At 61.8% G+C, this 22,454-nt stretch carries 24 protein-coding genes; 13 read left to right on the top strand and 11 right to left on the bottom strand.

Features of this window, described 5'->3' with window-relative positions; translation table 11 throughout:
* The first annotated feature begins 9 nt into the window (after positions 1-9).
* From SIC14_RS01795 to SIC14_RS01770, 6 genes are all read left to right on the top strand, one after another.
* Positions 10-735, top strand: coding sequence for a 16S rRNA (uracil(1498)-N(3))-methyltransferase (locus tag SIC14_RS01795; RefSeq protein WP_412564140.1), 726 nt, complete (start codon positions 10-12; stop codon positions 733-735).
* Positions 732-1,586: a GNAT family N-acetyltransferase gene (locus tag SIC14_RS01790; RefSeq protein WP_412564139.1), complete on the top strand. Its 855-nt coding sequence runs from the start codon at positions 732-734 to the stop codon at positions 1,584-1,586. Before SIC14_RS01795 ends, SIC14_RS01790 begins: the two co-directional genes overlap by 4 nt.
* Positions 1,583-2,098: a hypothetical protein gene (locus tag SIC14_RS01785; RefSeq protein ID WP_412564138.1), complete on the top strand. Its 516-nt coding sequence runs from the start codon at positions 1,583-1,585 to the stop codon at positions 2,096-2,098. The genes SIC14_RS01790 and SIC14_RS01785 overlap by 4 nt, the downstream gene beginning before the upstream one ends.
* Positions 2,099-2,189: 91 nt before the next feature.
* Positions 2,190-3,563 (top strand): glutamate--cysteine ligase, encoded by a 1,374-nt coding sequence (locus SIC14_RS01780; protein ID WP_412564137.1) that lies wholly within the window; start codon positions 2,190-2,192, stop codon positions 3,561-3,563.
* 130 nt (positions 3,564-3,693) lie between these two features.
* Positions 3,694-3,894: a hypothetical protein gene (locus SIC14_RS01775; protein ID WP_412564136.1), complete on the top strand. Its 201-nt coding sequence runs from the start codon at positions 3,694-3,696 to the stop codon at positions 3,892-3,894.
* The gene (locus tag SIC14_RS01770) at positions 3,833-4,066 is read left to right on the top strand and encodes a hypothetical protein (RefSeq protein WP_412564135.1); all 234 of its coding nucleotides are present in this window, start codon (positions 3,833-3,835) and stop codon (positions 4,064-4,066) included. The genes SIC14_RS01775 and SIC14_RS01770 overlap by 62 nt, the downstream gene beginning before the upstream one ends.
* 63 nt (positions 4,067-4,129) lie before the next feature.
* Here the strand turns inward: SIC14_RS01770 and SIC14_RS01765 are convergent, their stop codons facing one another.
* The 9 genes from SIC14_RS01765 to SIC14_RS01725 form a co-directional block, all read right to left on the bottom strand.
* Entirely contained in the window at positions 4,130-4,642 is a 513-nt protein-coding gene (locus SIC14_RS01765) for a fasciclin domain-containing protein (RefSeq protein WP_412564134.1), read from the bottom strand.
* 189 nt (positions 4,643-4,831) lie between these two features.
* Positions 4,832-5,305, bottom strand: coding sequence for a YHS domain-containing (seleno)protein (locus tag SIC14_RS01760; protein ID WP_412564133.1), 474 nt, complete (start codon positions 5,303-5,305; stop codon positions 4,832-4,834).
* Positions 5,306-5,557: 252 nt separating this feature from the next.
* Entirely contained in the window at positions 5,558-6,190 is a 633-nt protein-coding gene (locus SIC14_RS01755; RefSeq protein ID WP_412564132.1) for a LysE family translocator, read from the bottom strand.
* A gap of 18 nt (positions 6,191-6,208) precedes the next feature.
* The gene (gene plsY, locus SIC14_RS01750) at positions 6,209-6,814 is read right to left on the bottom strand and encodes a glycerol-3-phosphate 1-O-acyltransferase PlsY (RefSeq protein ID WP_412564131.1); all 606 of its coding nucleotides are present in this window, start codon (positions 6,812-6,814) and stop codon (positions 6,209-6,211) included.
* The gene (gene pyrC, locus SIC14_RS01745; protein WP_412564130.1) at positions 6,814-8,094 is read right to left on the bottom strand and encodes a dihydroorotase; all 1,281 of its coding nucleotides are present in this window, start codon (positions 8,092-8,094) and stop codon (positions 6,814-6,816) included. Before pyrC ends, plsY begins: the two co-directional genes overlap by 1 nt.
* 75 nt (positions 8,095-8,169) lie before the next feature.
* Positions 8,170-8,733 (bottom strand): aspartate carbamoyltransferase catalytic subunit, encoded by a 564-nt coding sequence (locus SIC14_RS01740; protein WP_412564129.1) that lies wholly within the window; start codon positions 8,731-8,733, stop codon positions 8,170-8,172.
* 26 nt (positions 8,734-8,759) lie between these two features.
* Positions 8,760-9,203, bottom strand: coding sequence for a hypothetical protein (locus SIC14_RS01735; protein WP_412564128.1), 444 nt, complete (start codon positions 9,201-9,203; stop codon positions 8,760-8,762).
* A gap of 3 nt (positions 9,204-9,206) precedes the next feature.
* Entirely contained in the window at positions 9,207-9,773 is a 567-nt protein-coding gene (locus tag SIC14_RS01730; RefSeq protein ID WP_412564127.1) for a hypothetical protein, read from the bottom strand.
* Positions 9,774-9,877: 104 nt separating this feature from the next.
* Positions 9,878-10,837 carry an aspartate carbamoyltransferase catalytic subunit gene (locus tag SIC14_RS01725; RefSeq protein WP_412564126.1) on the bottom strand — a complete coding sequence of 320 codons (960 nt, stop codon included), beginning with the start codon at positions 10,835-10,837 and terminating at the stop codon, positions 9,878-9,880.
* Between the two features lie 200 nt (positions 10,838-11,037).
* Between SIC14_RS01725 and SIC14_RS01720 the strand changes: the two genes are divergently transcribed.
* From SIC14_RS01720 to SIC14_RS01700, 5 genes are all read left to right on the top strand, one after another.
* Positions 11,038-11,829 carry a uracil-DNA glycosylase gene (locus SIC14_RS01720; protein WP_412565808.1) on the top strand — a complete coding sequence of 264 codons (792 nt, stop codon included), beginning with the start codon at positions 11,038-11,040 and terminating at the stop codon, positions 11,827-11,829.
* Positions 11,830-11,858: 29 nt separating this feature from the next.
* Positions 11,859-12,482 (top strand): LysE family translocator, encoded by a 624-nt coding sequence (locus tag SIC14_RS01715; protein ID WP_412564125.1) that lies wholly within the window; start codon positions 11,859-11,861, stop codon positions 12,480-12,482.
* Between the two features lie 7 nt (positions 12,483-12,489).
* Positions 12,490-13,032 (top strand): molybdenum cofactor biosynthesis protein B, encoded by a 543-nt coding sequence (gene moaB / locus SIC14_RS01710; protein ID WP_412564124.1) that lies wholly within the window; start codon positions 12,490-12,492, stop codon positions 13,030-13,032.
* A gap of 107 nt (positions 13,033-13,139) precedes the next feature.
* Positions 13,140-14,600: an efflux RND transporter periplasmic adaptor subunit gene (locus SIC14_RS01705; RefSeq protein ID WP_412564123.1), complete on the top strand. Its 1,461-nt coding sequence runs from the start codon at positions 13,140-13,142 to the stop codon at positions 14,598-14,600.
* A 3-nt stretch (positions 14,601-14,603) separates the two neighbouring features.
* Complete coding sequence (locus tag SIC14_RS01700; protein WP_412564122.1) at positions 14,604-18,014, top strand: efflux RND transporter permease subunit; 3,411 nt, start codon at positions 14,604-14,606, stop codon at positions 18,012-18,014.
* A 23-nt stretch (positions 18,015-18,037) separates the two neighbouring features.
* Here the strand turns inward: SIC14_RS01700 and SIC14_RS01695 are convergent, their stop codons facing one another.
* Entirely contained in the window at positions 18,038-18,838 is an 801-nt protein-coding gene (locus SIC14_RS01695) for a protein-disulfide reductase DsbD domain-containing protein (protein WP_412564121.1), read from the bottom strand.
* 156 nt (positions 18,839-18,994) lie between these two features.
* On the opposite strand from SIC14_RS01695, the gene SIC14_RS01690 reads away from it, so the two are divergent.
* Complete coding sequence (locus SIC14_RS01690; RefSeq protein WP_412564120.1) at positions 18,995-19,549, top strand: YqgE/AlgH family protein; 555 nt, start codon at positions 18,995-18,997, stop codon at positions 19,547-19,549.
* 123 nt (positions 19,550-19,672) lie between these two features.
* Here the strand turns inward: SIC14_RS01690 and SIC14_RS01685 are convergent, their stop codons facing one another.
* Positions 19,673-20,632, bottom strand: a complete 960-nt coding sequence (locus tag SIC14_RS01685; RefSeq protein WP_412564119.1) for an L-threonylcarbamoyladenylate synthase — start codon at positions 20,630-20,632, stop codon at positions 19,673-19,675.
* Positions 20,633-20,750: 118 nt separating this feature from the next.
* Here SIC14_RS01685 and SIC14_RS01680 point away from each other — a divergent pair, with 118 nt between their 5' ends.
* The gene (locus SIC14_RS01680) at positions 20,751-22,445 is read left to right on the top strand and encodes an acyl-CoA dehydrogenase (protein ID WP_412564118.1); all 1,695 of its coding nucleotides are present in this window, start codon (positions 20,751-20,753) and stop codon (positions 22,443-22,445) included.
* Positions 22,446-22,454 lie beyond the last annotated feature (9 nt).

Raw genomic sequence — 22,454 nt, 5'->3', positions numbered from 1 at the left:
AATGGCTCCATGAGCATCAAAATCCGTCTTTATGTAGATCATCCCTTGGGGCCGGGGCAATCGGTTCCCTTGGACCGCGACCAGGCCCATTATCTTTTTGGCGTGATGCGTCAGAAGATCGGGGCGGAATTGGCCCTGTTCAACGGGGTGGACGGCGAATGGCGGGCCGAGGTGACACAGGCCGGAAAGCGCGGCGGCGAACTGGCCTGCCATGAACAGATGCGGCCGTTGCAGATGCCGCCGGACCTGTGGCTGCTGTTTGCACCGATCAAAAAGGCACGCACAGACTTTATCGTCGAAAAGGCGGCGGAAATGGGCGCGGCGCGGATTGTGCCGGTGCAGACCGATTTCACCAATTCCGAACGGATCCGGCAGGACCGCCTGCAAGCCCACGCCGTGGAGGCGGCAGAGCAATGTGGCGGCACCTATGTGCCGGAGGTTTGCGATTTGCAGAAACTGGACCGCGTGTTGGCGGATTGGCCCGAAGACCGTCAGCTGATGTTCTGTGATGAGGCCGAGGTTGGCGCCGGCAAGGCGCTCGGCGCGGTCGCCGGTCATGACAAATGGGCCATTCTGATTGGCCCCGAAGGTGGGTTTTCAGAGGCGGAGCGCAAACGTCTGCATGCCTTGCCCTTTGCCCATGTGGTTAGCCTTGGCCCGCGCATCCTGCGGGCGGACACAGCGGCGGTGGCAGCAATGACCATCTGGCAGCAGCATCTTGGGGATTGGGCATGATCCGGCCCGCGGTGGCTGGAGATGAGGCACTGATTGAGGGCTTCCTGCAAGGGCATCCCAACAGTTCGATGTTCCTGCGCTCCAACCTCGCGACAGCCGGGATCGGCAATCTGGACCATCCGCACGGCACCCAGTTTCTGCTGCAGATGCGCCGCGGCGCGTTGATCGGGGTCTTTGGCCTGACCAATGAAGGCTATGCCATGTGTCAGGCCCCAGAAGCCGAGGCAGAGGACTGGGCCACCTTCATGCGGGCGATGGCAGGGCGGTCGGTCAGCGGTCTGACCGGGCCTGATGCACAGGTACTACAGGCCATTGAGGCGCTGGGCGTGGCGGCAGAGGCCTTTAGCGTCAATCACGCAGAACCTCTCTACCGGTTGGAACTGGATCAGCTGGTGCCGCATGAGGGCACAATTCGCGCCCCGGAAACCCTGGATGTGGATCTGCTGACCTTCTGGTTTCTGGCCTATGGCAAAGACACTGGCATTTATACCGGTGACAACGCGGCGGAATGGGCCATCGGCCGCGCCGTCAATGCCATCAAGGGGGACTTGACGCGGCTTTTGATTGCGGATGGTCGCCCCGTTGCCATGACCGCTTTCAACGCGCGGTTTGCGGATATGGTGCAAATTGGCGGTGTCTTCACCCCCGAAGACCGTCGCGGCAAGGGCTATGGCCGCCGCGTAGTGGCCGCCCATCTGGCGGAGGTGCGGGCCGAAGGGGTGAAAACCGCGATACTGTTTTCCAACAACGATGCGGCCTCACGCGCCTACGAAGCCATTGGTTTTCAGCGCGTTGGCAGCTACCGTGTGGCCGTGTCGAAGAAACCTGCAGAGATCGGATCCCGTTCATGAGCTTCATGCGACCCGAAGCCGCCGAAGGGCTGCGCCGCTGGCGCGAGGTGTTGATTGCTACACTTATGACCGCGCTGGGCGTGCATTGGGTGCTGACCTCTTTTGGTCTGTTTCGGGCGCTGGGCGCGTTGATCACGATCCTTGGGGTGACATGGGTGGTGCTGGCAGTGCGCCGGGCGCGGTTCAAACAAAAGGGCGGTGGCGAGGGGGTGGTCGTGGTCGACGAAGGGCGGGTTGCCTATTTTGGCCCGCAAACCGGCGGCACCCTGGCCATTGAGGGGCTGGTCTCGGTGCGGATGATCCTGAACGATGATGGCTCCAAGAACTGGTACCTGCTGGCGCAGGACACCACGCCGCTTGACATTCCTGTGAACGCCGAAGGCGCTGAGGCGCTTTTTGACGTGTTTTCAAACCTGCCGGGCCTTGAAATGCAGGTGGTTCAGGCCGCATTGGACGAACCCTTAAGCGAAGACATCCTGCTGTGGCACGCTGAGATGCGAAAGCTGCATTGACAATCCTCTATATTGGCCACAAGTCTGGCGATCTCAAACCTGCGCAGCCCTCGTCCTGAGGGCGCACGCGACGCAACGAACGGAGCAAGCCATGTCCATCCCCCAGTCCGGCGGCGGGCCGATCGAACATCGTGATCAACTGGCCGAATATCTGGCGTCGGGCTGCAAACCCGACAGCAACGATTGGCGCATCGGCACCGAACATGAGAAGTTCGGCTACTGCAAAGACACGCTGAAACCGATCCCCTATGCGGGCGAACGCTCGGTGCTGGCGGTGCTGGAAGGTCTGCGCGATGGCCACGGCTGGGAGCCGCTGGAAGAAGGTGGCAAACTGATCGGGCTGCAGAAAGACGGTGCCAATGTCTCGTTGGAGCCAGGGGGACAGTTGGAACTGTCCGGCGCTCCGCTGGAAAACATCCACCAGACCTGTGATGAGGTGAACCAGCACCTTAAAGACGTGAAGGACATCGCCGATAAGGTTGGCGTGGGTTTCATTGGTCTGGGCGCCGCCCCGGTCTGGGACCATGAGCAAATGCCGGTGATGCCGAAAGGCCGATACAAGCTGATGACATCCTATATGGATGAGGTCGGCACCATGGGGAAATCCATGATGTACCGGACCTGCACCGTTCAGGTGAACCTGGACTTCGCGTCCGAGGCCGACATGGTGCAGAAATTCCGTGTGGCGCTGGCGCTGCAGCCGGTGGCAACCGCGCTGTTTGCCAATTCGCCCTTCTTTGATGGCAAGGTGAACGGCCACAAAAGTTGGCGGTCAAATGTCTGGCGTCATTTGGATGATGCGCGCACCGGTATGCTGCCATTTGTCTTTGAAGACGGCATGGGGTTTGATCGCTATGTTGACTATGCGCTCGATGTGCCGATGTATTTCGTCTACCGCGACGGCCAGTATATCAACGCCTTGGGCCAGTCCTTCCGCGATTTCCTGAAAGGCGAACTGCCCGCGCTGCCCGGCGAAGTGCCGACGCTCAGCGATTGGGCTGATCACCTGACCACAATCTTCCCCGAGGCGCGGATCAAGAAATACATGGAAATGCGCGGCGCGGATGGCGGCCCCTGGCGCCGGTTGTGTGCGCTGCCGGCCTTCTGGGTGGGCATGATGTATGACCAGTCCGCGCTGGACGCGGCCTGGGATCTGGCCAAAGGCTGGGACGTGGAAACCCGCGAAGCGCTGCGGGTTGCGGCTTCGGTGGACGGGTTGCAGGCGCAGGTGGGTGACATCAACATGCACGATCTTGCCCGTCAGGTTGTTGAGATTTCTGAGGCCGGATTGATCGCGCGCGCCAAAGAAGGGGCGGGCGGCATGGTGCCGAATGAGACCCATTTCCTCAACGCGCTGAAGGAATCGCTTGAAACAGGGCAGGTGCCTGCGGATGAGCTGCTGGCCAAATACAACGGCGAATGGGCAGGCGACCTCAGCAAGATCTACGGCGAATACAGCTACTGATCTGTGATCTCAGAACAAACCGACAGGGGGAGGTCCGGTGCAGGGCCTCCCCCTTTTTGATGGCAATTGCAAATCCTCTAGGCAGAGGGGCGCGATATGCTAGCCTTCTAAAAAACCGGAGGATTTTCAGATGCCAATTTCCAAACAGATGTTCAGCCGCCGTGCGGCCATTGCGGGGCTTTCTGCCGCGTTGCTTGTCGGGGCCTTGCCTGAAATCGCCGCCGCCCAATCCGTGACCGGCCAATACCGCGCCGAGGGGATGAACGCCAATGGATCCCGTTACACCGGCACGGTTGTTTGTGGCGCAGAACGGCACGCAGGTCCGGTTTAATTGGACGGTCGGCAGCTCTCAATATATGGGCAGTGGCACCCGAAACGGCGATATCCTGTGGATCGACTGGGGCAGTGCGCATCCGGTTGTCTACGTAAAGATGCCAAATGGCGAATTGCACGGCACCTGGGACAACGGTCGGGCGCTGGAGCGGCTGATCCCCCTGCGGTGATCGGATCCGGTCTCAATGCAGAGCGCGCTGACAGGCGCGCCCTGCTGGTCTAGTCGCTGAACCTTAGTGGCAGGCCGGGCGTGTGCCGGGCAGCAAAACTTTGTCGATCACATGGATCACGCCGTTGTCGGCCTTGATATCCGCAATCACCACATTGGCCATCTCACCGGTCCCGTCAGCGATCATCACACCCTCAGAGGACTTGGTGATGCACAGACGTTCGGACGCCAGAACCGGTTTGAAGTAATTCGATCCGGTCGGGATGCCCGCGGCCGGCAGGTTTCGGTCATCAACGTGATAGAGCAAAACATTGGTCAGCTGTGCTTTGTTTTCGGGCTGCAGCAAGGTTTCGACGGTGCCTTCAGGCAGCGCAGCAAAGGCGGCGTTGACAGGTGCATAAACCGTGAACGGGCCATCGCCTTGCAGGGTTTCCACCAGACCTGCCGCGGATACAGCAGCCACGAGGGTTGAGAAGCGCTCGTCTCCGGCTGCGATGTCCACGATGGTATCGGCCGAAGCCACGGAGGCCCCGCAAAGGGTCAGAGCGGCGGCTTTGAGGGTCATTGAAAGTTTCATTTGGAAGTCCTTTTTGTGAGGCAATGCCAATCAGCATGTGTCCGTCACTACGCGCCGACTTCTGGTTCGGATGACTCCGTTCACGCGCCTGTGAATAGACCGGTTAGTTGACCTAGAAGGTCTGCGGTACGGCCGAAACCAAAAAAGGCGGCCCCGAAAGAGCCGCCTTTACCGTGAGTGGGAGCCACCTTAGTTCTGCAGCTCGGCCGGATCTTTGAACTCAATCTCGCCCCATTTGACGTCAGCCGTGTTGATAAAGCCGGGAACGTCCTTTTCCCAACGGGCCTGCACGCCGCTGGACAGGTTGAGGAACAATTCGCCGTCGACGATTTTCCAGATTTCCGGATCGCCATCAAACTTGAAGCCCATTGCCGTGCCAAAGGCGCAGTAGCCGCCGTATTGGGGGGCGTAGGCCTCGGGGTTGGCTTCAAACTTGGCTTTATGCTCTTCCGAGATAAAGCGGTAGGTGGCGTCCTCATAGGTGGCGGTGATCTGCCAGTCACCGGGGGTGGGCTCACCCAGGTTGAAATAGGCCACCGGGTCATAGCCGCGCAGGGCCAGTCCGGTGGAGGTGGCGTTGACCTCGGATCCGGCGGCGAAGGCCGCAGAGGTGAGGGCAACAGAAACGGCAACGGTGCCGAGGATCGTTTTGATCGGGTTCATAGATTTGGTCCTTTGAGAAAGGACGGGCTGTCGAAATTCCACCCCGTCTGAAAATGTCAGAACGCCGTAATCGCGGCGTCCTGAGCCAGAGATGGGGCAGGGTGGGTTCACTTGCAAAGCAACAAGATTTGAGTGTTTGTGGCGGCAAATCCCCTGTGCATCTGCGCAGAACACATGCGGGTGAAGGCCCTGTGATCAGGCCAGTAATCGGGCTTGTGATCAAGCCTGTGATTGAAGGGCGTGGTGCCGCGCTTAGCTGCGTTGCAGGGCGATGTTCAGCCCCAGCGCAATCAGGATGCCGCCGCCCAGTCGCTGCATCCGCTGCCCGGCTTTCTGCGACCGCTGCAACGCCCCGCTAAGGCGTGCCGCCAGCAGCACACAGGCGACGTCAGCCGAAGAGAAGATCACGTTGACGGCCGTGCCCAGCACCATCAGCTGCGCCCAGATCGGCAGGCTGGCGCTTGGGTCGGTGAACTGGGGCAGGAAGGCCACAAAGAAGATGGCCGTTTTGGGGTTCAGCACTTCAACGGTGACACTTTCCCAAAAGGCCCGTTTGGCGGACTTTGCTTCGACCGTGAGGTTGAGCGCGTTGAGGCTCTGACGGCTGCGCAGCATCTTGAAGCCGAGCCAGATCAGATAGGCCGCCCCTGCAATTTTGAGTGCCAGGTACAGCGGCGGAACCGCCTGAAACAGCACCGCCAACCCCAGCGAGGCCGCCGCCACATGGGCATAGCCGCCCACATGGATCCCAAGCGCCGCCATCCAGCCCGCCTTGCGCCCGCGTGCCAAGGTCTGCGCCGTGGCATAGAGCATTGCCGGACCCGGCATATAGGCGAAAACCGCAGTGGCGATCACAAAGGCGATCAGAATGTCAAAACCGGGCATCTGGCACCTCGTTCAGGGTTATTTCTTGCCGATCTTTGGCTCGGTACCGGCGCGCAGGCGGGCGATATTGGCGCGGTGGGTCCAGAAAATCAGCAGCGTCAGCGCCACGCCAAGGAAAAACAGATGGCCCTGCAGGAACACCACCATCCAGGCGGTCGACAGCGCCGCAGCCACCAGCGCCGACAGCGAAGAAATGCGGGTCAGTACCGCCGTAACCAGCCATGTCGCACAGGACGCCAGACCAATCGGCCAGGACAACGCAATCAACAGGCCAAGGAAGGTGGCGACCCCTTTGCCGCCTTTGAACTTCAGCCAGACCGGGAAGCAATGGCCGACAAAGGCCATCAGCCCCGCCAACTGCGCTGCATCCTCGCCCGCAAAAGCGCGGGCCAGCAGAACCGCCACCGCCGCCTTGCCGCCATCCAGAAACAGCGTCAGCGCCGCCGCCTTTTTGCTGCCGGTGCGTAGTACATTGGTGGCACCGATGTTGCCGGACCCGATGTCACGCAGGTTGCCCAGCCCCATCACAGCAGCCAGCACCATGCCGAAGGGGATCGACCCCAACAGGTAGCCGATCAGCCCCCACAGGCCGAGGGTCGGGACGGTCGAAAGGATCTCGGGCATTAGAGGTCTCCGAAGACAGGGGTGCCATTGACGAATGTTGCCAGCACTTTGCCCTGCATCCGCTGCCCGTCAAAGGGGGTATTTTTCGATTTCGAATTCAGTTTGAACCGATCCAGCACAAACGGGGCATCAGCGTCGAACAGGACCAGATCCGCAGGTGCGCCCGTGCTCAACCGCCCGCTGGGCAGGCCAAACCGATTGGCAGGGTTCAGCGCGATGGCGCGCCACAGCTGCGGCAGGGTCAGATCACCAGAGTGGTACAGGCGCAGGACAGCAGGCAGGAAGGTTTCCAGACCAACAGCGCCGCTGGCCGCTTCCTCGAAGGGCAGGCGTTTGCTCTCTTCGTCCTGCGGCGTGTGGAACGAACTGATCACGTCGATCAGCCCGTGGCGCAGGGCGTCCACAATGGCCACACGGTCGTCTTCGGCACGCAGCGGCGGCTTGACCTTGAAAAAGGTGCGGTAATCGGCGACGTCGAATTCGTTCAGCGTCAGATGGTGGATCGAGGTGCCTGCCGTGACATCCAGCCCGTTGTTCTTGGCGCGTTCCAGTGCAGGCAAGGCGCGGGCGGTGGTGATCTGGTCGAAGTGGTACTTCGCGCCGGTCATCTCCAACAGGGCGATGTCGCGGTCGATCCCCATGCGTTCTGCCATCGGTGACACCGCAGGCAGTCCACGCAGCGAGGCAAATTTGCCCGAGGTCACAGCCGCACCTTTTGACAGGATCGGTTCCTGCGGGTGCCCCAGCACCAATGCGCCGAGCGATTTGGCATAGGACAGGGCACGGGTCAGCACCTTGGTGTCGGTGACCACATGGTCGCAATCGGTGAAGGCCACGGCGCCAGCGTCTTGCAGGAACCCGATCTCGGTCATCTCATGGCCCGCGCGGTCTTTGGTCAGGGCCGCCATGGGCACCACATGGACCGGCGCGGCCTCCTGTGCGCGTCGGGTGACAAATTCCAGCGTTTCGGGGTTGTCGATGGTGGGTGTCGTATCGGGACGGGTCACGATAGTGGTGACGCCGCCAGCTGCAGCAGCCAGACCGGCCGAGCGGAAGCTTTCCTTGTGCCGCTCCCCCGGTTCACAGACCTTGACGCCGATGTCCACAATCCCCGGCGCCAGATACTTGCCGCCGCCGTCAATCACCTCTGCCCCTTCCGGCACCGCCAGTTCCTGCCCGTGGCCCGCAATGATCCCGTCCTGCACCAGCAATGTGCCCAGAGTGACCGATCCCCGCTCGGGGTCCACAAGGTTCACATTGGTGAAAAGAAACGTGCTCATGTCAGGCGGTCCTTGGTTGGGCGTGGTCGCGCGGTTCGGTAGGTGTTTAGGGCGGATCAGCGGTTGGGGAAAGGGTTAAGCGTTGTCCGAAAGGCGGTCATTGCGTTGAATGTCGCGCATCATCCGGTACACCTCGCGCCCGTCGGAAATGCGGTCAAAGCCGATGGGCACCAGATAAGATCCGTTTTTGGTCCGCTTGCGTTTCTGGGCAAAGTGGACCGAAGCCAGTTCTTCGTCGCTGAATTCCAGCACCGTTTCGCGGGTGATCGGGTAGCTTTTCAGCTTTTTGCCCAACAGCGGCAGATCGGTGGCGATAAAAGCCCGTTTGGAACTGAGCGTGTACCAGGTGTGACGCCGTTTGTAGGCAGGTCCAAAAATCCCGCCCAGGCTGATCCCCGCCCCCACGGAAAAGTGGATCAGGCCGAACATCCAGAAAAACCCACCCGCCTGCGATGCCATGATCATCCAGAACAGGGCAAAGCCGGCAAAAAACAGCCCGAAGAAAAATGTCATGAGATTGCGAGGGCGAAAAACCACGGCACCATCCGGCCGGCCTTGCCACAGGATCTCTTCGCCGGGGGCCAGCAGGCCTTCCCAGCCTTTTGTCTGGTCGCCGGTCGGATCGCCATACTGTGCCATCGTGCTTCGCCTCCTGTCGCGGTTGTTCAACCCGCCTTTGTTTTGGCGCGTTCAATCCGGGCTATGGTGTCGTCCCGGTCGGCCTGAAATTTCAACAGATGTTTGTCACCGGAGAGGGTGATGATCTGCACCGCCGAGCCCAGTTTGCGGATTTTGGCAATCTCAGCCAAGCGCAGCTTGCGCCCCTGAGGTCCCAAAAGACGGCTGTCGGTCAGGTCCCAACGGGCCTTCAATTCGTCCGAGGCCAGATAAAATCCTCGCACCGCAATTGCCGCCAGCCCGCCAATGGCGCCGGTCCAGACATGCGGATTGTCCAGCAGCATCAGGATCGCCATGCCACAGCCCATCGCGCCTGCGGCCAGCCAGGCGTGATCGCGCCAATAGGCGGCGCGGTCCGGGGTGAAAGAATGCTGCACAGTTTCGCCTTCTTGCAGCGGTGTGGTTGGCGTCATGATCGGATGCGTATCCATCGCTCACGACCCTCCCTGCAGCGCGGCCAAAACCGCCAGCATGGCGACAATCAACAGGGCCGAGGCCCCCCACCACAGCCAGCGCGGCAGCTGCGGCGCGGGTTCGGCAACAAAATCGTCCAGCTGGCCCTGAGCGGCCTCGGAGCGGAGCGGGGTAAACTCAATTTCGGGAATGTCTTCGTCCCAGGCCCCCACCGGCGTCAGCGCGGGGGCGGGCGTCAGGGTCAGCTCCTGCCGGTGAAAGGCGTTTGGGTAGAGGATCAGAACCACGCCGCTGAGCGCGTCCAGCGCCGCGCGATCTGGCTCTAACGCCTCTTCGGGCAGGCCGTTTGCTTTGATCAGGTAGTTCATCAGGCCAAAATCGTCGAGGTCGACCAGATCAAACACCTCAACCCTTGTGGCATCCACCGCTTTCACCCCCAGCAGATCGGCCAGGCGGCCTTCGGCCAGCCCCGGTTCGGCCTCTGCCAGTATGGCCTGCAACCGGTCCAGCTCGGCTCGGTCGGCAGCCAGAGAAAACAGCCGCACCCCACGCGGCTCATCCGAGCGGATGTGCAGCATCTCCAGCATCAACCAGCGATCCAGATGATCACGCCAACAAGCGCAAACATCACCAACAGGGCAATGGTGGCCACGCGGCCGGACATGCGGGGATCTTTGGGATCTTCCATCTCTTACACCTCGACCGAGGCGTCTTGCGCCCGTGCTGTTTTCAGATTGCGTGCCAGCAGATCCATCGCCGCCATACGCACGGCGACACCCATCTCCACCTGTTCCTGAATGACCGAACGGTTGATGTCATCGGCGATGGTGCCATCAATCTCAACCCCGCGGTTCATCGGGCCGGGGTGCATGACAATGGCGTCCTCTTTGGCGTGGCGCAGCTTATCGGCATCCAACCCGTAGCGGTGATAATATTCCCGTTCCGAGGGGATAAAACCCCCGTCCATCCGTTCTTTCTGAAGCCGCAGCATCATAACAACATCCACGTCTTTCAGGCCCTTTTCCATGTCGTGATAGACCTCAACCCCTAACTGGTCGACCTGGGACGGCATTAGCGTCGGCGGGCCAACAAGGCGCACACGGTTCTCCATCTTGCCCAGCAGGATCAGGTTCGACCGGGCCACACGGCTGTGCGCAATGTCACCACAGATCGCAATGTTCAGCCGGTGCAAACGCCCCTTGGCGCGGCGGATGGTCAGGGCGTCCAGCAGCGCCTGCGTCGGGTGCTCATGTTTGCCGTCACCGGCGTTCAGCACGGCGCAGTTTACTTTCTGCGCCAGAAGGTCCACCGCGCCGGAATGCGGGTGACGCACCACCAGCAGATCAGGATGCATCGCGTTCAGCGTCAGGGCGGTGTCGATCAGGGTCTCCCCCTTTTTGATCGATGATGCCTGCATCGCCATATTCATCACATCCGCCCCCAGACGTTTGCCCGCCAGTTCAAAACTGGCCTGCGTGCGGGTGGAGTTTTCAAAGAACATGTTGATCTGGGTCAGCCCCTGCAACGCGTCCGAGTGTTTCTTCTCGCGCCGGTTCAGATCGACATATTGATCCGCCAGATCCAGAATGGCGGTGATCTCCATCGGATGCAGGGGCTCGATCCCCAGAAGATGCTTCTGCGTAAACGTCATGACCCTCTCCAATGCAGCTGTCGCCCGCTTATAGAAACCCCACCTGCCAGTCGCAAGAAGCCGCCTTTCTTCTTGGCAAAAATATCCCGGGGTGAGGTGCTTTGGCACCGAGGGGCAGCGCCCCTGATGTTATCGTTGAGCGCTCAGCCTTCGCACTTTCCACTTCCGCGTCTGCGCGATAGCTTGGCGGCATGGAACAGGTGGAATCGGCTCTCGACTATCATATGGCGCTGGCCATGCTCGACTGGCAGCTGGAGTTGGGCGCGGATGAGGTCATCTGCGAGGCGCCGGTCAACCGGTTTGAACTGCAGCAATCGCAGCCGAAACCAGCCGCTGCCGCGGCAGGTCCAGACGGCAAACGGCGTCCTCCGCCGGTGGCCAAGCCCAAAATCGACCCCATTGCCGAAGCCACCAAACTGGCGCAGGCGGCTCAGGACCTGCCCGGTCTGCGCGCCACATTGGAAACTTATGAACATTGCGAGTTGAAACAGGCTGCGCGGCAACTGGTGTTTTCTGACGGTACTCCAGAGGCGCGGGTGATGGTGATCGGTGAAATGCCGGGTCGTGACGAAGATCGCTTGGGCAAACCCTTCATGGGCCCTTCCGGCCGTCTGCTGGACAAGATGCTGGCCGCCATTGATTTGGACCGGGCCGCCGATGACCCTGCCAAGGCCGCCTATCTGACAACCGTCCTGCCCTGGCGCGGGCCACAGAACCGGGATGCCACCCCGGCAGAGGTGCAGCAGCTGAAACCTTTCCTGGAACGGCATATCGCTTTGGTGAAACCCGACTTTCTGGTGCTGATGGGCAATTTGCCCTGTCAGGCGTTGCTGGCGAAACGCGGCATTTCACGTTTGCGTGGCCAATGGGCCGAGGTGCAGGGCATTCCAGCCCTGCCGATGCTGCATCCCGAACGGCTGCTGCGCAATCCAATGGCCAAACGCGATGCCTGGGCCGACCTCCTATCGCTGAAAGCGCGGCTGGACGCATAACGAAAACACCCCTCAGATTGGACCTCGCCATGATTGTTGACCCGCTTGTCCTCTTGGCCTTTATCCCGGCCGCCTTGGCGCTGAACCTGACGCCGGGGGCGGATATGATGTTTTGTCTCGGGCAGGGGCTGCGTTCGGGCGCGCGTCCTGCGCTGGCGGCCAGCGCAGGGATATCCGTCGGGGCGTTTTTTCATGCTGGCCTGGCTGGATTGGGCCTGTCTGCGCTGATCGCCGCCATGCCCGGTGCCTTTGACGTGATCCGCTGGGCGGGGGTGGCCTATCTGCTGTTTCTGGCCTGGCAATCACTGCGACAGGGCGCGCTCAGCAGCAGCGCCACGGCGGCGCCTGCGTTACGCGCGTTCCGCGAAGGCCTGCTGGTGAACCTGACCAACCCCAAGGTCATCCTGTTTGTGCTGGCTTTCGTGCCGCAGTTTGTGGATCCCGCACGTGGGGCCTTGTTGCTGCAGTTTCTGATCTTTGGCGCGGTGCTGGCGCTGGGCGGTTTTGTCATCAACGGGCTGGTCGGGGTCTTCGCAGGCGGCATTGGTCGCAAGCTGACCGGAAGCCCAGTGTTTGCGCGCTGGTTGGGACGGGTCAGCGCAGGAATTTTTGCAGGGTTGGCCGTGCGCCTGGCCCTGTTGGAACGAGTGTAGGAAAGACATGTCACGCATCGACGACAGCAAAGAGTTCATCCCGGTCCGCATTGCGGTCCTGACGGTATCAGACACCCGCGATCTCAGCGCCGACCGCTCCGGCGACACGCTGGTGGGCCGTATCGAAGGCGCAGGCCACAGGGTGGCCGACCGCAAGATCATCCGTGACGAACGGGCCGAGATCGCCGACCAGCTGCGGGCCTGGGTGGCGAACAAAGAGGTGGACGTCATCATCTCCACCGGTGGCACCGGTCTAACCGGCCGTGATGTGACCGTGGAGGCCCATCGGGACGTCTACGAAAAAGAGATCGAAGCCTTCGCCACCGTGTTCACCATTGTCTCCATGAACAAGATCGGCACCTCCGCGGTTCAAAGCCGTGCCACAGGGGGTGTAGCCGGTGGCACCTACCTCTTTGCGCTGCCCGGCAGCCCGGGGGCCTGCAAGGACGCTTGGGATGAAATTCTCAGCTTCCAGCTGGATTATCGCCACCGCCCCTGCAACTTCGTGGAAATTTTTCCACGTTTGGACGAACATTTGCGACGGAAATAAATCCGCGCACGTATAACTGACGTAAACTTCGTAACACTTGGCTTTCACCAAGGGGCATCTACCTCTTGGGGAGAGCCTATAAATATTTGTGCGCAAAGGACTAACCCATGCGTTTTCTGCGACAGAGCCTGACGGGGCTGTTTCTTTTGGCTTTGACCGTGAGCCTGCTTTTCTACGCTGTGACGCTGGTGCGTGACGCGGTCGAAGATCAGATGGGCAACGACAATCGCCGCTCTGGCGGGCGCGAGCGGGTCTTTACCGTTGCCGTGGTTCCGGCAGAGCCGCAGAGTGTCACACCGATCCTAGAGGCCTATGGCCAGATCGAAAGCCGCCGCGCGCTTGTTCTGCGGGCCGCTGATTCGGGGCCGGTGGTGGAGCTGGCAGAGAATATGACCGAAGGCGGAGTGGTCGAGGCTGGCCAGATGCTGTTGCGGATCGATCCGGCTGATGCCCAGGCCGCATTGGACCGGGCCGTTGCGGATCTGCAGGACAGTGAGGCCGAAGGGCGGGACGCAGAACGTGGGCTGGAACTGGCACAGGCCGATCTGGCTGCGGCCGAGGAACAGGCGGCGCTACGGCAGAAGGCCTTTGAACGGCAGCAAGGGCTGAAAACTAGGGGCGTGGTAACCGATACCGCGGTGGAAACCGCAGAGCTTGCGGCGGCGTCGGCACGTCAGTCGGTGGTCACCCGACGTCAGTCTCTGGCCCAGGCCGAGGCGCGGGTGGACAAGGCGGCAACGGCTTTGGCGCGGTCCACAATTGCGCGGGATGAGGCGCAGCGCACGCTGGCGGACACCATTGTGACGGCCAAGTTTGACGGCACGTTGTCGGATGTTTCCGTTGTTGCTGGCGGGTTGGTCGGGACCAATGAACAGCTAGCGCAGCTGGTCGATGGCACCGCGCTGGAAGTGGCTTTCCGGGTGTCTACCGCGCAATACGCCCGCCTGCTGGATGAGGCGGGCCGCCTGCGCCAGACCCCTGTGCAGGTCTCGCTTGATGTCAGCGGCATCGATCTTTCAACCACCGGTCGGCTCAGCCGTGACAGCGCCGCAGTTGCCGAAGGCCAGACCGGCCGTTTGATCTTTGCCACGCTGGACAGCCCCCGCGGCATGAAACCCGGTGACTTTGTCACCGTGGCCGTCGAAGAACCCGCGCTGGAACGGGTGGTGCGGCTGCCCTCCAAGGCGCTTGGCAGTGACGGGCGGGTGCTTGTGATCGGCGAAGGTGACCGATTGGAAGCGATGGAGGTCACGCTGCTGCGCCGACAGGGCGATGATGTGCTGATCCGCGCCCGGGGACTGGCAGGGCGTCAGATCGTCAAAGAACGCACCCCGCTGTTGGGCGCGGGCATCAAGGTCAAGACGCTGGCCCCCGGTGGCGCCGAGGCCGCACCGGCAGAACCCGAAACCGTGGCCCTGTCGCCGGAACGCCGTGCCAAGCTTGTGGCCTTTGTTGAGGCCAACAACCGAATGCCTGCGGATGCAAAAAACCGCATTCTGGACGCGCTGAAAGAAGAACAGGTGCCGACCCGCATTGTGCAACGTCTCGAAGACCGGATGGGGAGCTAAGCGATGGTGCGCGAAATCCCTTCGGCGGCGGGCGGGTTGCTGTCCTATTTCACCCGCCACAAAACCGTGGCGAACCTTCTGCTGGTGGTTCTGCTGGTGCTGGGCATGGCCGTGGTGCCGCAGATGCGGGCGCAGTTCTTTCCTGACGTGATTGTCGATGATGTGTCGGTCTCGGTCGGTTGGGACGGGGCAGGGGCCGAAGATGTCGACGCGGCAATTGTTCAGGTGCTGGAACCGGCGCTTCTGGCTGTGGAAGGGGTCGAAAGCTCGACCAGCACCAGCCGCGAGGGACGCGCCTCGGTCAATCTGGAGTTTGAACCGGGCTGGGATATGGCCCGCGCCGCGGATGATGTGCAGTCTGCGGTCGATGCGATCACCACGCTGCCGGAGGACGCAGATGATCCCAATGTGCGCCGCGGGGCCTGGCGCGACCGGGTCACTGATGTGGTCATCACTGGTCCGGTGGAAACACAGCAGCTGGGTCTGTTCGCTGACGAATTTGTCACCCGCCTTTTTGCCGAAGGTGTGACCCGCACCACTATTCGCGGGGTTGCAGCCTCGGAAATCTTGATTGAGGTGCCCTCGCTCAAGCTGATTGCCCATGATGTGACAATGGTGCAGATCTCGGACGCCATTGCACAAGAGGTGGATGCCGATCCTGCTGGCGATGTGGCCGGAGCCAATGCGCGGGTTCGCACCGGGGTTGCCAAACGATCGCCCGAGCAGATCGAACAGATCGTGCTGCGCACCAATGAGGACGGTTCCGCCCTGACCATTGCTGATGTTGCGACGGTGCAGCTTTTGGGCGCGGACCGTGCCCGCAGTTACTTTGTCGGTGACAATGCTGCCGTGTCGATCCGGGTGGACCGGTCCGCCACAGGCGATGCCATTGAAATGCAGCATCAGGTCGAAGATGTGGCCGCCGCATTGCAGGCAACCCTGCCGGATGGTGTCTCGGTTGATCTGATCCGCACAAGGGCCGAGGCGATCTCGGGCCGTTTGAACCTGCTGCTCGACAACGGGTTGATGGGTCTGGGGCTGGTGGTTTTGCTGCTGTTCCTGTTCCTTAATGCCCGCACCGCCTTCTGGGTCGCTGCAGGCATTCCGGTTGCCATGTTGGCCGCGATCACCCTGATGTATCTGGGGGGGCTGACGATCAACATGATCTCGCTCTTTGCGCTGATCATTACGCTGGGGATCGTGGTGGATGACGCGATTGTCGTGGGGGAACACGCGGACGCCCGGCTGCGCAAATATGGTGAGTCGCCAATGTTGGCTGCCGAAAACGCCGCCCGCCGCATGGCGATGCCGGTGTTTTCTGCCACCTTGACCACGATCATTGCCTTCTTTGGTCTGACGGCGATTTCCGGCCGTTTTGGTGATCTGATCGCCGACATCCCGTTCACCGTGATTGCGGTCTTGGCCGCCTCTCTGGTGGAGTGTTTCCTGATCCTGCCCAACCATATGGCCCATGCGTTGAAACACCAGCACAAGGACCATTGGTACGACTGGCCCAGCCGCGTTGTGAACCGCGGGTTCCGCTGGATGCGGGACACGTTGTTCCGCCCGTTGATGCGGCTGGTGGTCTGGGCTCGATATCCGGTGATGGCAGGCGCGGTGGTGCTGCTGTCTTCACAGATCGCCCTGTTTCTGGGCGGCGATGTCACTTGGCGGTTCTTCAATGCCCCAGAGCGCAGTTCGGTCACCGGCAACTTCGCCATGCTGGAAGGCGCCACCCGCGAAGATTCCCTGGCGATGATGAAAGAAATGCAGCGTGCCACCGATGCTGTCGGCAAACGTCTGGAAGAGCAATATGGCTGGGCGCCAGTTGATTATGTCATCACCGAGGTTGGTGGCAACGCAGGCCGGGGGCTCAGCGGTGCGGACAGCAAAGACGCTGATCTGCTGGGCGCCATTTCTATCGAGCTGATCGACGCCGACCTGCGGCTGAAACAGGACGGCAGCCCCTATTCCAGCTTCGCCTTTGTCGCCGAGCTACAGGACGAGGTGCGCAAACACCCGCTGGCCGAAACGCTCAGCTTCCGTGGCTGGCGATCGGGCCCCGGTGGGGATTCGCTGGACGTGCAGTTCTACGGCGCCTCTGCCGAAGTGCTGAAACAGGCCAGTGAAGATCTGCAAACCGCCCTGGCTGAATACCCCGAGGTGTCGGCGGTTGAGGACAATCTGGCCTACGACAAAGAAGAGCTGATCCTTGAGCTGACCGCACAGGGACAGGCGCTTGGGTTTTCCATTGACGGGGTAGGCCGTGTTCTGCGCAACCGACTGAACGGGATTGAGGCAGCGACCTATCCCGACGGGCCACGCAGCGCCACCATCCGGGTGGAACTGCCCGAGGCCGAACTGACCGCCGACTTCCTGGACCGCACCCAGATGCGTAGCCCATCGGGGATCTACGTGCCACTGTCGGATCTGGTGACCGTCACCTCCCGCAGCGGCTTCTCCACCGTGCGGCGGGAAAACGGCATCCGGCTGATTTCAGTCACCGGCGACATTTCCGAAGACGATCCGGTGCGCGCCGAGGCGATCTCAACCGCGCTGGAAACCGAAATTCTGCCCACCATCGCCAGTGAACGCCAGGTCGAGTTCCGCCTGTCGGGCCTGTCGGAACAAGAGGACAGCTTCCTCAACGAAGCCCGCACAGGGCTGATCCTGTGTCTCACCGGCATCTATCTCGTGCTGGCCTGGGTCTTTGCCAGCTGGACCCGACCGTTTGTGGTGATGGCGGTGATCCCCTTTGGCCTCGTCGGGGCGATCTGGGGGCATTACATCTGGGATGTGCCGCTGTCGATGTTCTCGGTTGTGGGGCTGTTGGGGATGACAGGGATCATCATCAACGACTCCATTGTGCTGGTCACCACCATCGATGAATACGCCAAGGAACGTGGGCTGGTGCCCTCGATCCTGGATGGCGCGGCCGACCGGTTGCGCCCTGTCATGCTGACCACATTGACCACGGTTCTGGGCCTTGCACCGCTGCTCTACGAAAGCTCCAGCCAGGCGCAATTCCTGCGGCCCACGGTGGTCACTCTGGTCTACGGCCTGGGCTTTGGCATGGTGCTGGTGCTGATTGTGGTGCCGGCGCTGATCGCCGCACAGCATGACTTTTCCCGTCAGTTTACGGCGCTGCGCCATGCGGTGAAATCCCGCCCTCTGCGCGCACCTATGGGGTTTGTCCTTGCTGCACTGGCGCTTTGGCTGGTGCCAACTCTGGGCCATGTGGCACTTTATGACACGCTGGCGCCACAGCTGGTGACAGCGCTGCCAGCGCTTGCCGCCGTGCCGGCGCTGCCGGCGGCACTGGTGCTGTTCCTGAGTGTGGCGTTGATCCTTGTACTGCTGCTCTACATCGGCGCAGCCCTGCGGCTGGCGCTGCAACGTCGGGCAAAAGCGTAAGGTGGGGGGGGGCGGCCCGCAGACTACCCCGCCGGGCAGCCCTGAATATCGACGGCGCGGTTTTGACCCAGAACCGTGATCCGCAGGTCCGACCGGTCCAACCCGATCGGATCGCCCTCAACATGCATCATCTCGGTCTCCACCCGCAGCACCCGGCCTTGCCGGGTGGTTGCGGCCTCGGCCACCCAGATCAGCGGATTGCCGGTTTCCACAACGGCATATTCCGCACCACCCGTGGCGGGCAGTTGGATCTCCGCCGCCAGCGCCAGACCGTCTTCCGTGGGACGCAGCTCACAGCGGATCTGGCCCAGGCCCGCTGCGCGCGCCACCATCGGCTGATCTGCCAGAGCGGTCACAATGCGGGCATCCCGCACTCCATTGCCGTCCATCCGCACATCAAAGCTGAGTTCCGCAGGGACACAGACATCCTTGCAAACCCCGATCATCAAACGCCCCTTCAGGGTCACAGGCTGGCCTGCATGTTTTGGCGCCAGAACCACCGGCAACACCAGATCGCCGTGATACCCGACCGAACGCATACCGTTCTGGCTGAACACCTGAGGCGTCGGCCAGGCGGGGGTCAGCGCCACCAGATTGCGCGACCCCTGCAGATCAAACATCGGCGGAATGCCAGCATCGCCGGGGGCGCGCCAATAGGTTTTCCAACCCTCTGCCAGCTGGATATGCAGCGCCGCCACCCGCGCCCCGTCCTCGCGCTGCCAGCCGGGCAAAACAGTGAGCGAAGCCATGTCCAGCGACCAGTTTCCCGCCGCAGCGGAACTGGCCACACAGGCGGCAACAAGTGGTGCAATCAAACGTCTCATCATGCCCCAAGATGTGCGCCATCTGGCCGCAGAATCCAACTCACATTCCGGAGATTGAATTGTGACAGCGCCAAAACTGCGGCTTTTTTCACCCGCTCCGCTGGACCAATGGGGGAACGCTACCTATTCTCTACTATAGGAAGGAAGGTGTTCTACATGGACCTGACTGGACAATTGCTGATTGCCATGCCCGGTATGGGCGACCCCCGTTTTGACCATTCTGTTGTGTTGATCTGCGCGCATTCCGACGAAGGCGCGATGGGGCTTATTGTCAACAAACCCACCGAAGATGTGAAACTGGCCGACCTGCTGGAGCAGGTGAAAATCACCGCAGGCGAAGAGGCCCCGGAACTCGGAGTACACTTTGGCGGGCCGGTGGAAACCGGTCGCGGCTTTGTTCTGCACGGGGGCGAGTATCGCTCGGCCCTTAACACGCTGAACGTTTCGGGTCGCTTTGGCCTGACGGCAACGCTGGATGTGCTGGAAGACCTCGCCGCCGGGAAAGGCCCGAAAAACGCCATTGTGGCACTGGGCTATTCCGGCTGGGGACCGGGCCAGCTGGAGGATGAAATCTCCCACAACGGCTGGCTGACCTGCGCGGCGGAGACGGACCTGGTGTTTGATCCCGAAAACAACGCCAAATGGGAAGCCGCCTTGCAAAGCATGGGGGTGGATGCGCTGCTGCTCTCTGCCGAGGCGGGGCACGCCTAGCCACGGGTCCCTTTTTGAGTATTTGGGGATCGTTGAAAGCGGCTTTCTTCTTGGTGCAAATATCCTGGGGGGATGCCGCAGGCATGGGGGCAAAGCCCCCTCTTGGGCCAGTAGGTGGCGGTCTCAGCGCGGTGCAGCCGCGCGGCGCAGGCGGTCGTTGATGGCGCGGCCCAATCCGATCTCAGGAATGGGGGAGACGGCGATGCCCTTGGGGACCTTGGCGTCCAGAGCGTGCAGATGGTGAAACAGATTGGCAGCGGCCTCGGTCAGGTCGCCGGCGGCGGACAGGTTCAGGGCGCAGTCAACGGTGCCAAAACCAAGCAGCAGCTCCTCGGGGCCGACGTCACTGGCATTCAGCCGCACCGATGCCCCCGGCGCGTAGTGAGAGGTCATCTGCCCCGGCGCGATCAGCGGGTCTCCGGATTGATGCACCTTGAGCGGCGCGCCGAGGCAATGCTCCAGCGCCTCTTGCGGCAGGCCGCCTGGGCGTAGCAGCACCGGTTCCTCAAACAGGCCGACGATGGTTGACTCCACGCCCACGGGGCAGGCGCCGCCGTCCAGAATGCCTTCGATGCGACCGGCGAGCCCTGCGGCCACATGCGCCGCCGTGGTGGGGCTGATCTTGCCCGAAGGGTTGGCAGAGGGCGCGGCCAACGGGCCGTCAAACTGGGTCAGCAACTCATGCGCCAGCGGGTGGGCAGGCACCCGCACCGCTAGGGTTGGCAGATCGGCGGTGACCAGCGGCGACAGCCTACTGCCCGGCCTCAGGGGCAGCACCAGCGTCAGCGCGCCGGGCCAGAAGGCCTGCGCCAGACGGTCGGCCAGATCGGACCATGCGACATAGCGTTGCGCGGTGGCGGCATCGGCGACATGCACAATCAGCGGATTGAACCGCGGCCGGCCCTTGGCCTCAAAGATCCGCGCCACCGCGTGATCATTGCGGGCATCTGCGGCCAGCCCATAGACTGTTTCGGTGGGCATGGCGATCAAGCCACCCTCGGTCAGGATGGATGCGGCACGGGTGACCCCTGCGGCATTGGCGGCCAGCATTTCGGTTTCCGTTGGGGTATTCGAGGTGCTCATGATCTATGACGCCGCGTTTTGATTGAGTGGACGGGGGGCTTCCGCCTAGGTTGCCCCGCAAATCAGATGCATACATGCGGCCCCTCCCGATTCCAAGCCGCAGCCAGGAGGAATACCAATGAGCTACCGCGCCCAGGTGGAAGACATTCGCTTCATCTTCAACAAAGTTGCGCCCATCGAGCAGCTGCGCCAGACCGCGCGTTTTGCCGAGGTGAGCGAAGATCTCTCGGATGCGGTGCTGGATGGCATGGGCAAACTGTGTGAGGAAGTGATCTACCCCACCGCCCGCGATGGTGATCTGACACCGGCGGTGCTGGAGAATGGTGTGGTGCGCACCTCGCCCGGTTTCAAAGAGGCGTTTGAGGCGATTGCCGAAGGCGGCTGGGTGGCTGTGTCCGGTCCGGAAGAACAGGGCGGCATGGGGTTGCCGCTTGCCTATACCACCGCGTTCAACGAAATGATGTCCTCTTCCAACATGGCGCTTGGCCTCTGTCCGCTGCTGACGCAGGGCCAGTGTGAAGCGCTGGAGCACCATGCCTCCGACGCGCTGAAAGAGCTCTATCTGCCGAAGCTGATCAGTGGTGAATGGACCGGCACCATGAACCTGACCGAACCCGGCGCGGGGTCCGATGTGGGGGCGTTGAAATCCAAGGCTGAACCCAATGGGGACGGGACTTATGCGGTTTCGGGCCAGAAGATCTTTATCACATGGGGCGACCATGATTTTGGTGGCAACGTTTGCCATCTGGTGCTGGCCCGCCTGCCCGACGGTGTGAAAGGCACCAAGGGCATCAGCCTGTTTATGGTCCCCAAGTATCTGCCGGATGAGAATGGCAACCCTGGTGTGGCCAACGACCTGAGGGTGGTCAGCCTTGAACACAAGCTGGGCATCCACGGCTCGCCGACTGCGGTGATGCAGTTTGATGGTGCCAGGGGCTGGCTTGTCGGTGAGGAACACAAAGGCATGGCTGCGATGTTCACCATGATGAACAACGCGCGTCTGGGGGTGGCCTCGCAAGGGGTCGGGATTGCCGAAGCCGCTTATCAGAAAGCGCTGGATTACGCCAAAGAGCGTCAGCAGTTTGGTCCGATCGTGAACCACGCCGACGTGCGCCGGATGCTGATCGGCATGAAGGCCGATACCTTTGCGGCCCGTTCGATTGTGATGTCCTGCGCCGTTGCGCTCGACATGGCCACCGCCACCGGCACGCCGGAGTGGAAGGCGCGTGCGGCCCTGTTGACCCCGATTGCCAAATCCTTTGCCACCGAAGTGGGCATCGATGTGGCCGAACAGGGGGTGCAGGTGCACGGTGGCATGGGTTTCATCGAAGAAACCGGCGCCGCGCAGTTCAGCCGCGATGTGCGGATCACCGCGATCTATGAGGGCACCAACGGCATTCAGGCGATGGATCTGGTGGGCCGCAAGATGATGGACGGGGGCGAAGCTGCCAACGTCCTGCTGGATGAGATCGAGGCCGAGGTGGAAGCCGCCCGCGCCGCCATGCCGGAGCTGGCAGAACCTGTCTGGCAGGCCTGTGAATCGCTGCGCGAAGCGGTGGAGTGGCTGGTCAGCCAGACCGATATGAACACCCGCTTTGCAGGCTCCGTGCCCTTCTTGATGGCCTTTGGTCGTGTGCTGGGCGCCTATTATCACATGAAGGCCGCATTGGCCGAGGGCGGCGAGGGGCCACGTTCGAAACTGGCGCGCTTCTATATCCGCCGTCTGCTGCCGCAGCATGTCTCGTATCTGGAACATGCCCGTGCGGGTGCGGATGACCTCTATGCCTTCAGCCTGGAAGAGCTGGAGGCGTGAGCCTCGACG

The sequence above is a fragment of the Thalassobius sp. MITS945101 genome (assembly GCF_047123305.1).
In the GTDB taxonomy this organism is placed as follows: Bacteria; Pseudomonadota; Alphaproteobacteria; order Rhodobacterales; family Rhodobacteraceae; genus Thalassobius.
This window is presented reverse-complemented; position numbering and strand designations above follow the sequence as displayed.

Coding starts and splice junctions, on each gene's coding strand:
- SIC14_RS01795 (WP_412564140.1), top strand. CDS start 10: ATGAGCATCAAAATCCGTCTTTATGTAGATCATCCCTTGGGGCCGGGG.
- SIC14_RS01790 (WP_412564139.1), top strand. CDS start 732: ATGATCCGGCCCGCGGTGGCTGGAGATGAGGCACTGATTGAGGGCTTC.
- SIC14_RS01785 (WP_412564138.1), top strand. CDS start 1,583: ATGAGCTTCATGCGACCCGAAGCCGCCGAAGGGCTGCGCCGCTGGCGC.
- SIC14_RS01780 (WP_412564137.1), top strand. CDS start 2,190: ATGTCCATCCCCCAGTCCGGCGGCGGGCCGATCGAACATCGTGATCAA.
- SIC14_RS01775 (WP_412564136.1), top strand. CDS start 3,694: ATGCCAATTTCCAAACAGATGTTCAGCCGCCGTGCGGCCATTGCGGGG.
- SIC14_RS01770 (WP_412564135.1), top strand. CDS start 3,833: ATGGATCCCGTTACACCGGCACGGTTGTTTGTGGCGCAGAACGGCACG.
- SIC14_RS01765 (WP_412564134.1), bottom strand. CDS start 4,642: ATGAAACTTTCAATGACCCTCAAAGCCGCCGCTCTGACCCTTTGCGGG.
- SIC14_RS01760 (WP_412564133.1), bottom strand. CDS start 5,305: ATGAACCCGATCAAAACGATCCTCGGCACCGTTGCCGTTTCTGTTGCC.
- SIC14_RS01755 (WP_412564132.1), bottom strand. CDS start 6,190: ATGCCCGGTTTTGACATTCTGATCGCCTTTGTGATCGCCACTGCGGTT.
- plsY (WP_412564131.1), bottom strand. CDS start 6,814: ATGCCCGAGATCCTTTCGACCGTCCCGACCCTCGGCCTGTGGGGGCTG.
- pyrC (WP_412564130.1), bottom strand. CDS start 8,094: ATGAGCACGTTTCTTTTCACCAATGTGAACCTTGTGGACCCCGAGCGG.
- SIC14_RS01740 (WP_412564129.1), bottom strand. CDS start 8,733: ATGGCACAGTATGGCGATCCGACCGGCGACCAGACAAAAGGCTGGGAA.
- SIC14_RS01735 (WP_412564128.1), bottom strand. CDS start 9,203: ATGGATACGCATCCGATCATGACGCCAACCACACCGCTGCAAGAAGGC.
- SIC14_RS01730 (WP_412564127.1), bottom strand. CDS start 9,773: ATGCTGGAGATGCTGCACATCCGCTCGGATGAGCCGCGTGGGGTGCGG.
- SIC14_RS01725 (WP_412564126.1), bottom strand. CDS start 10,837: ATGACGTTTACGCAGAAGCATCTTCTGGGGATCGAGCCCCTGCATCCG.
- SIC14_RS01715 (WP_412564125.1), top strand. CDS start 11,859: ATGATTGTTGACCCGCTTGTCCTCTTGGCCTTTATCCCGGCCGCCTTG.
- moaB (WP_412564124.1), top strand. CDS start 12,490: ATGTCACGCATCGACGACAGCAAAGAGTTCATCCCGGTCCGCATTGCG.
- SIC14_RS01705 (WP_412564123.1), top strand. CDS start 13,140: ATGCGTTTTCTGCGACAGAGCCTGACGGGGCTGTTTCTTTTGGCTTTG.
- SIC14_RS01700 (WP_412564122.1), top strand. CDS start 14,604: ATGGTGCGCGAAATCCCTTCGGCGGCGGGCGGGTTGCTGTCCTATTTC.
- SIC14_RS01695 (WP_412564121.1), bottom strand. CDS start 18,838: ATGAGACGTTTGATTGCACCACTTGTTGCCGCCTGTGTGGCCAGTTCC.
- SIC14_RS01690 (WP_412564120.1), top strand. CDS start 18,995: ATGGACCTGACTGGACAATTGCTGATTGCCATGCCCGGTATGGGCGAC.
- SIC14_RS01685 (WP_412564119.1), bottom strand. CDS start 20,632: ATGAGCACCTCGAATACCCCAACGGAAACCGAAATGCTGGCCGCCAAT.
- SIC14_RS01680 (WP_412564118.1), top strand. CDS start 20,751: ATGAGCTACCGCGCCCAGGTGGAAGACATTCGCTTCATCTTCAACAAA.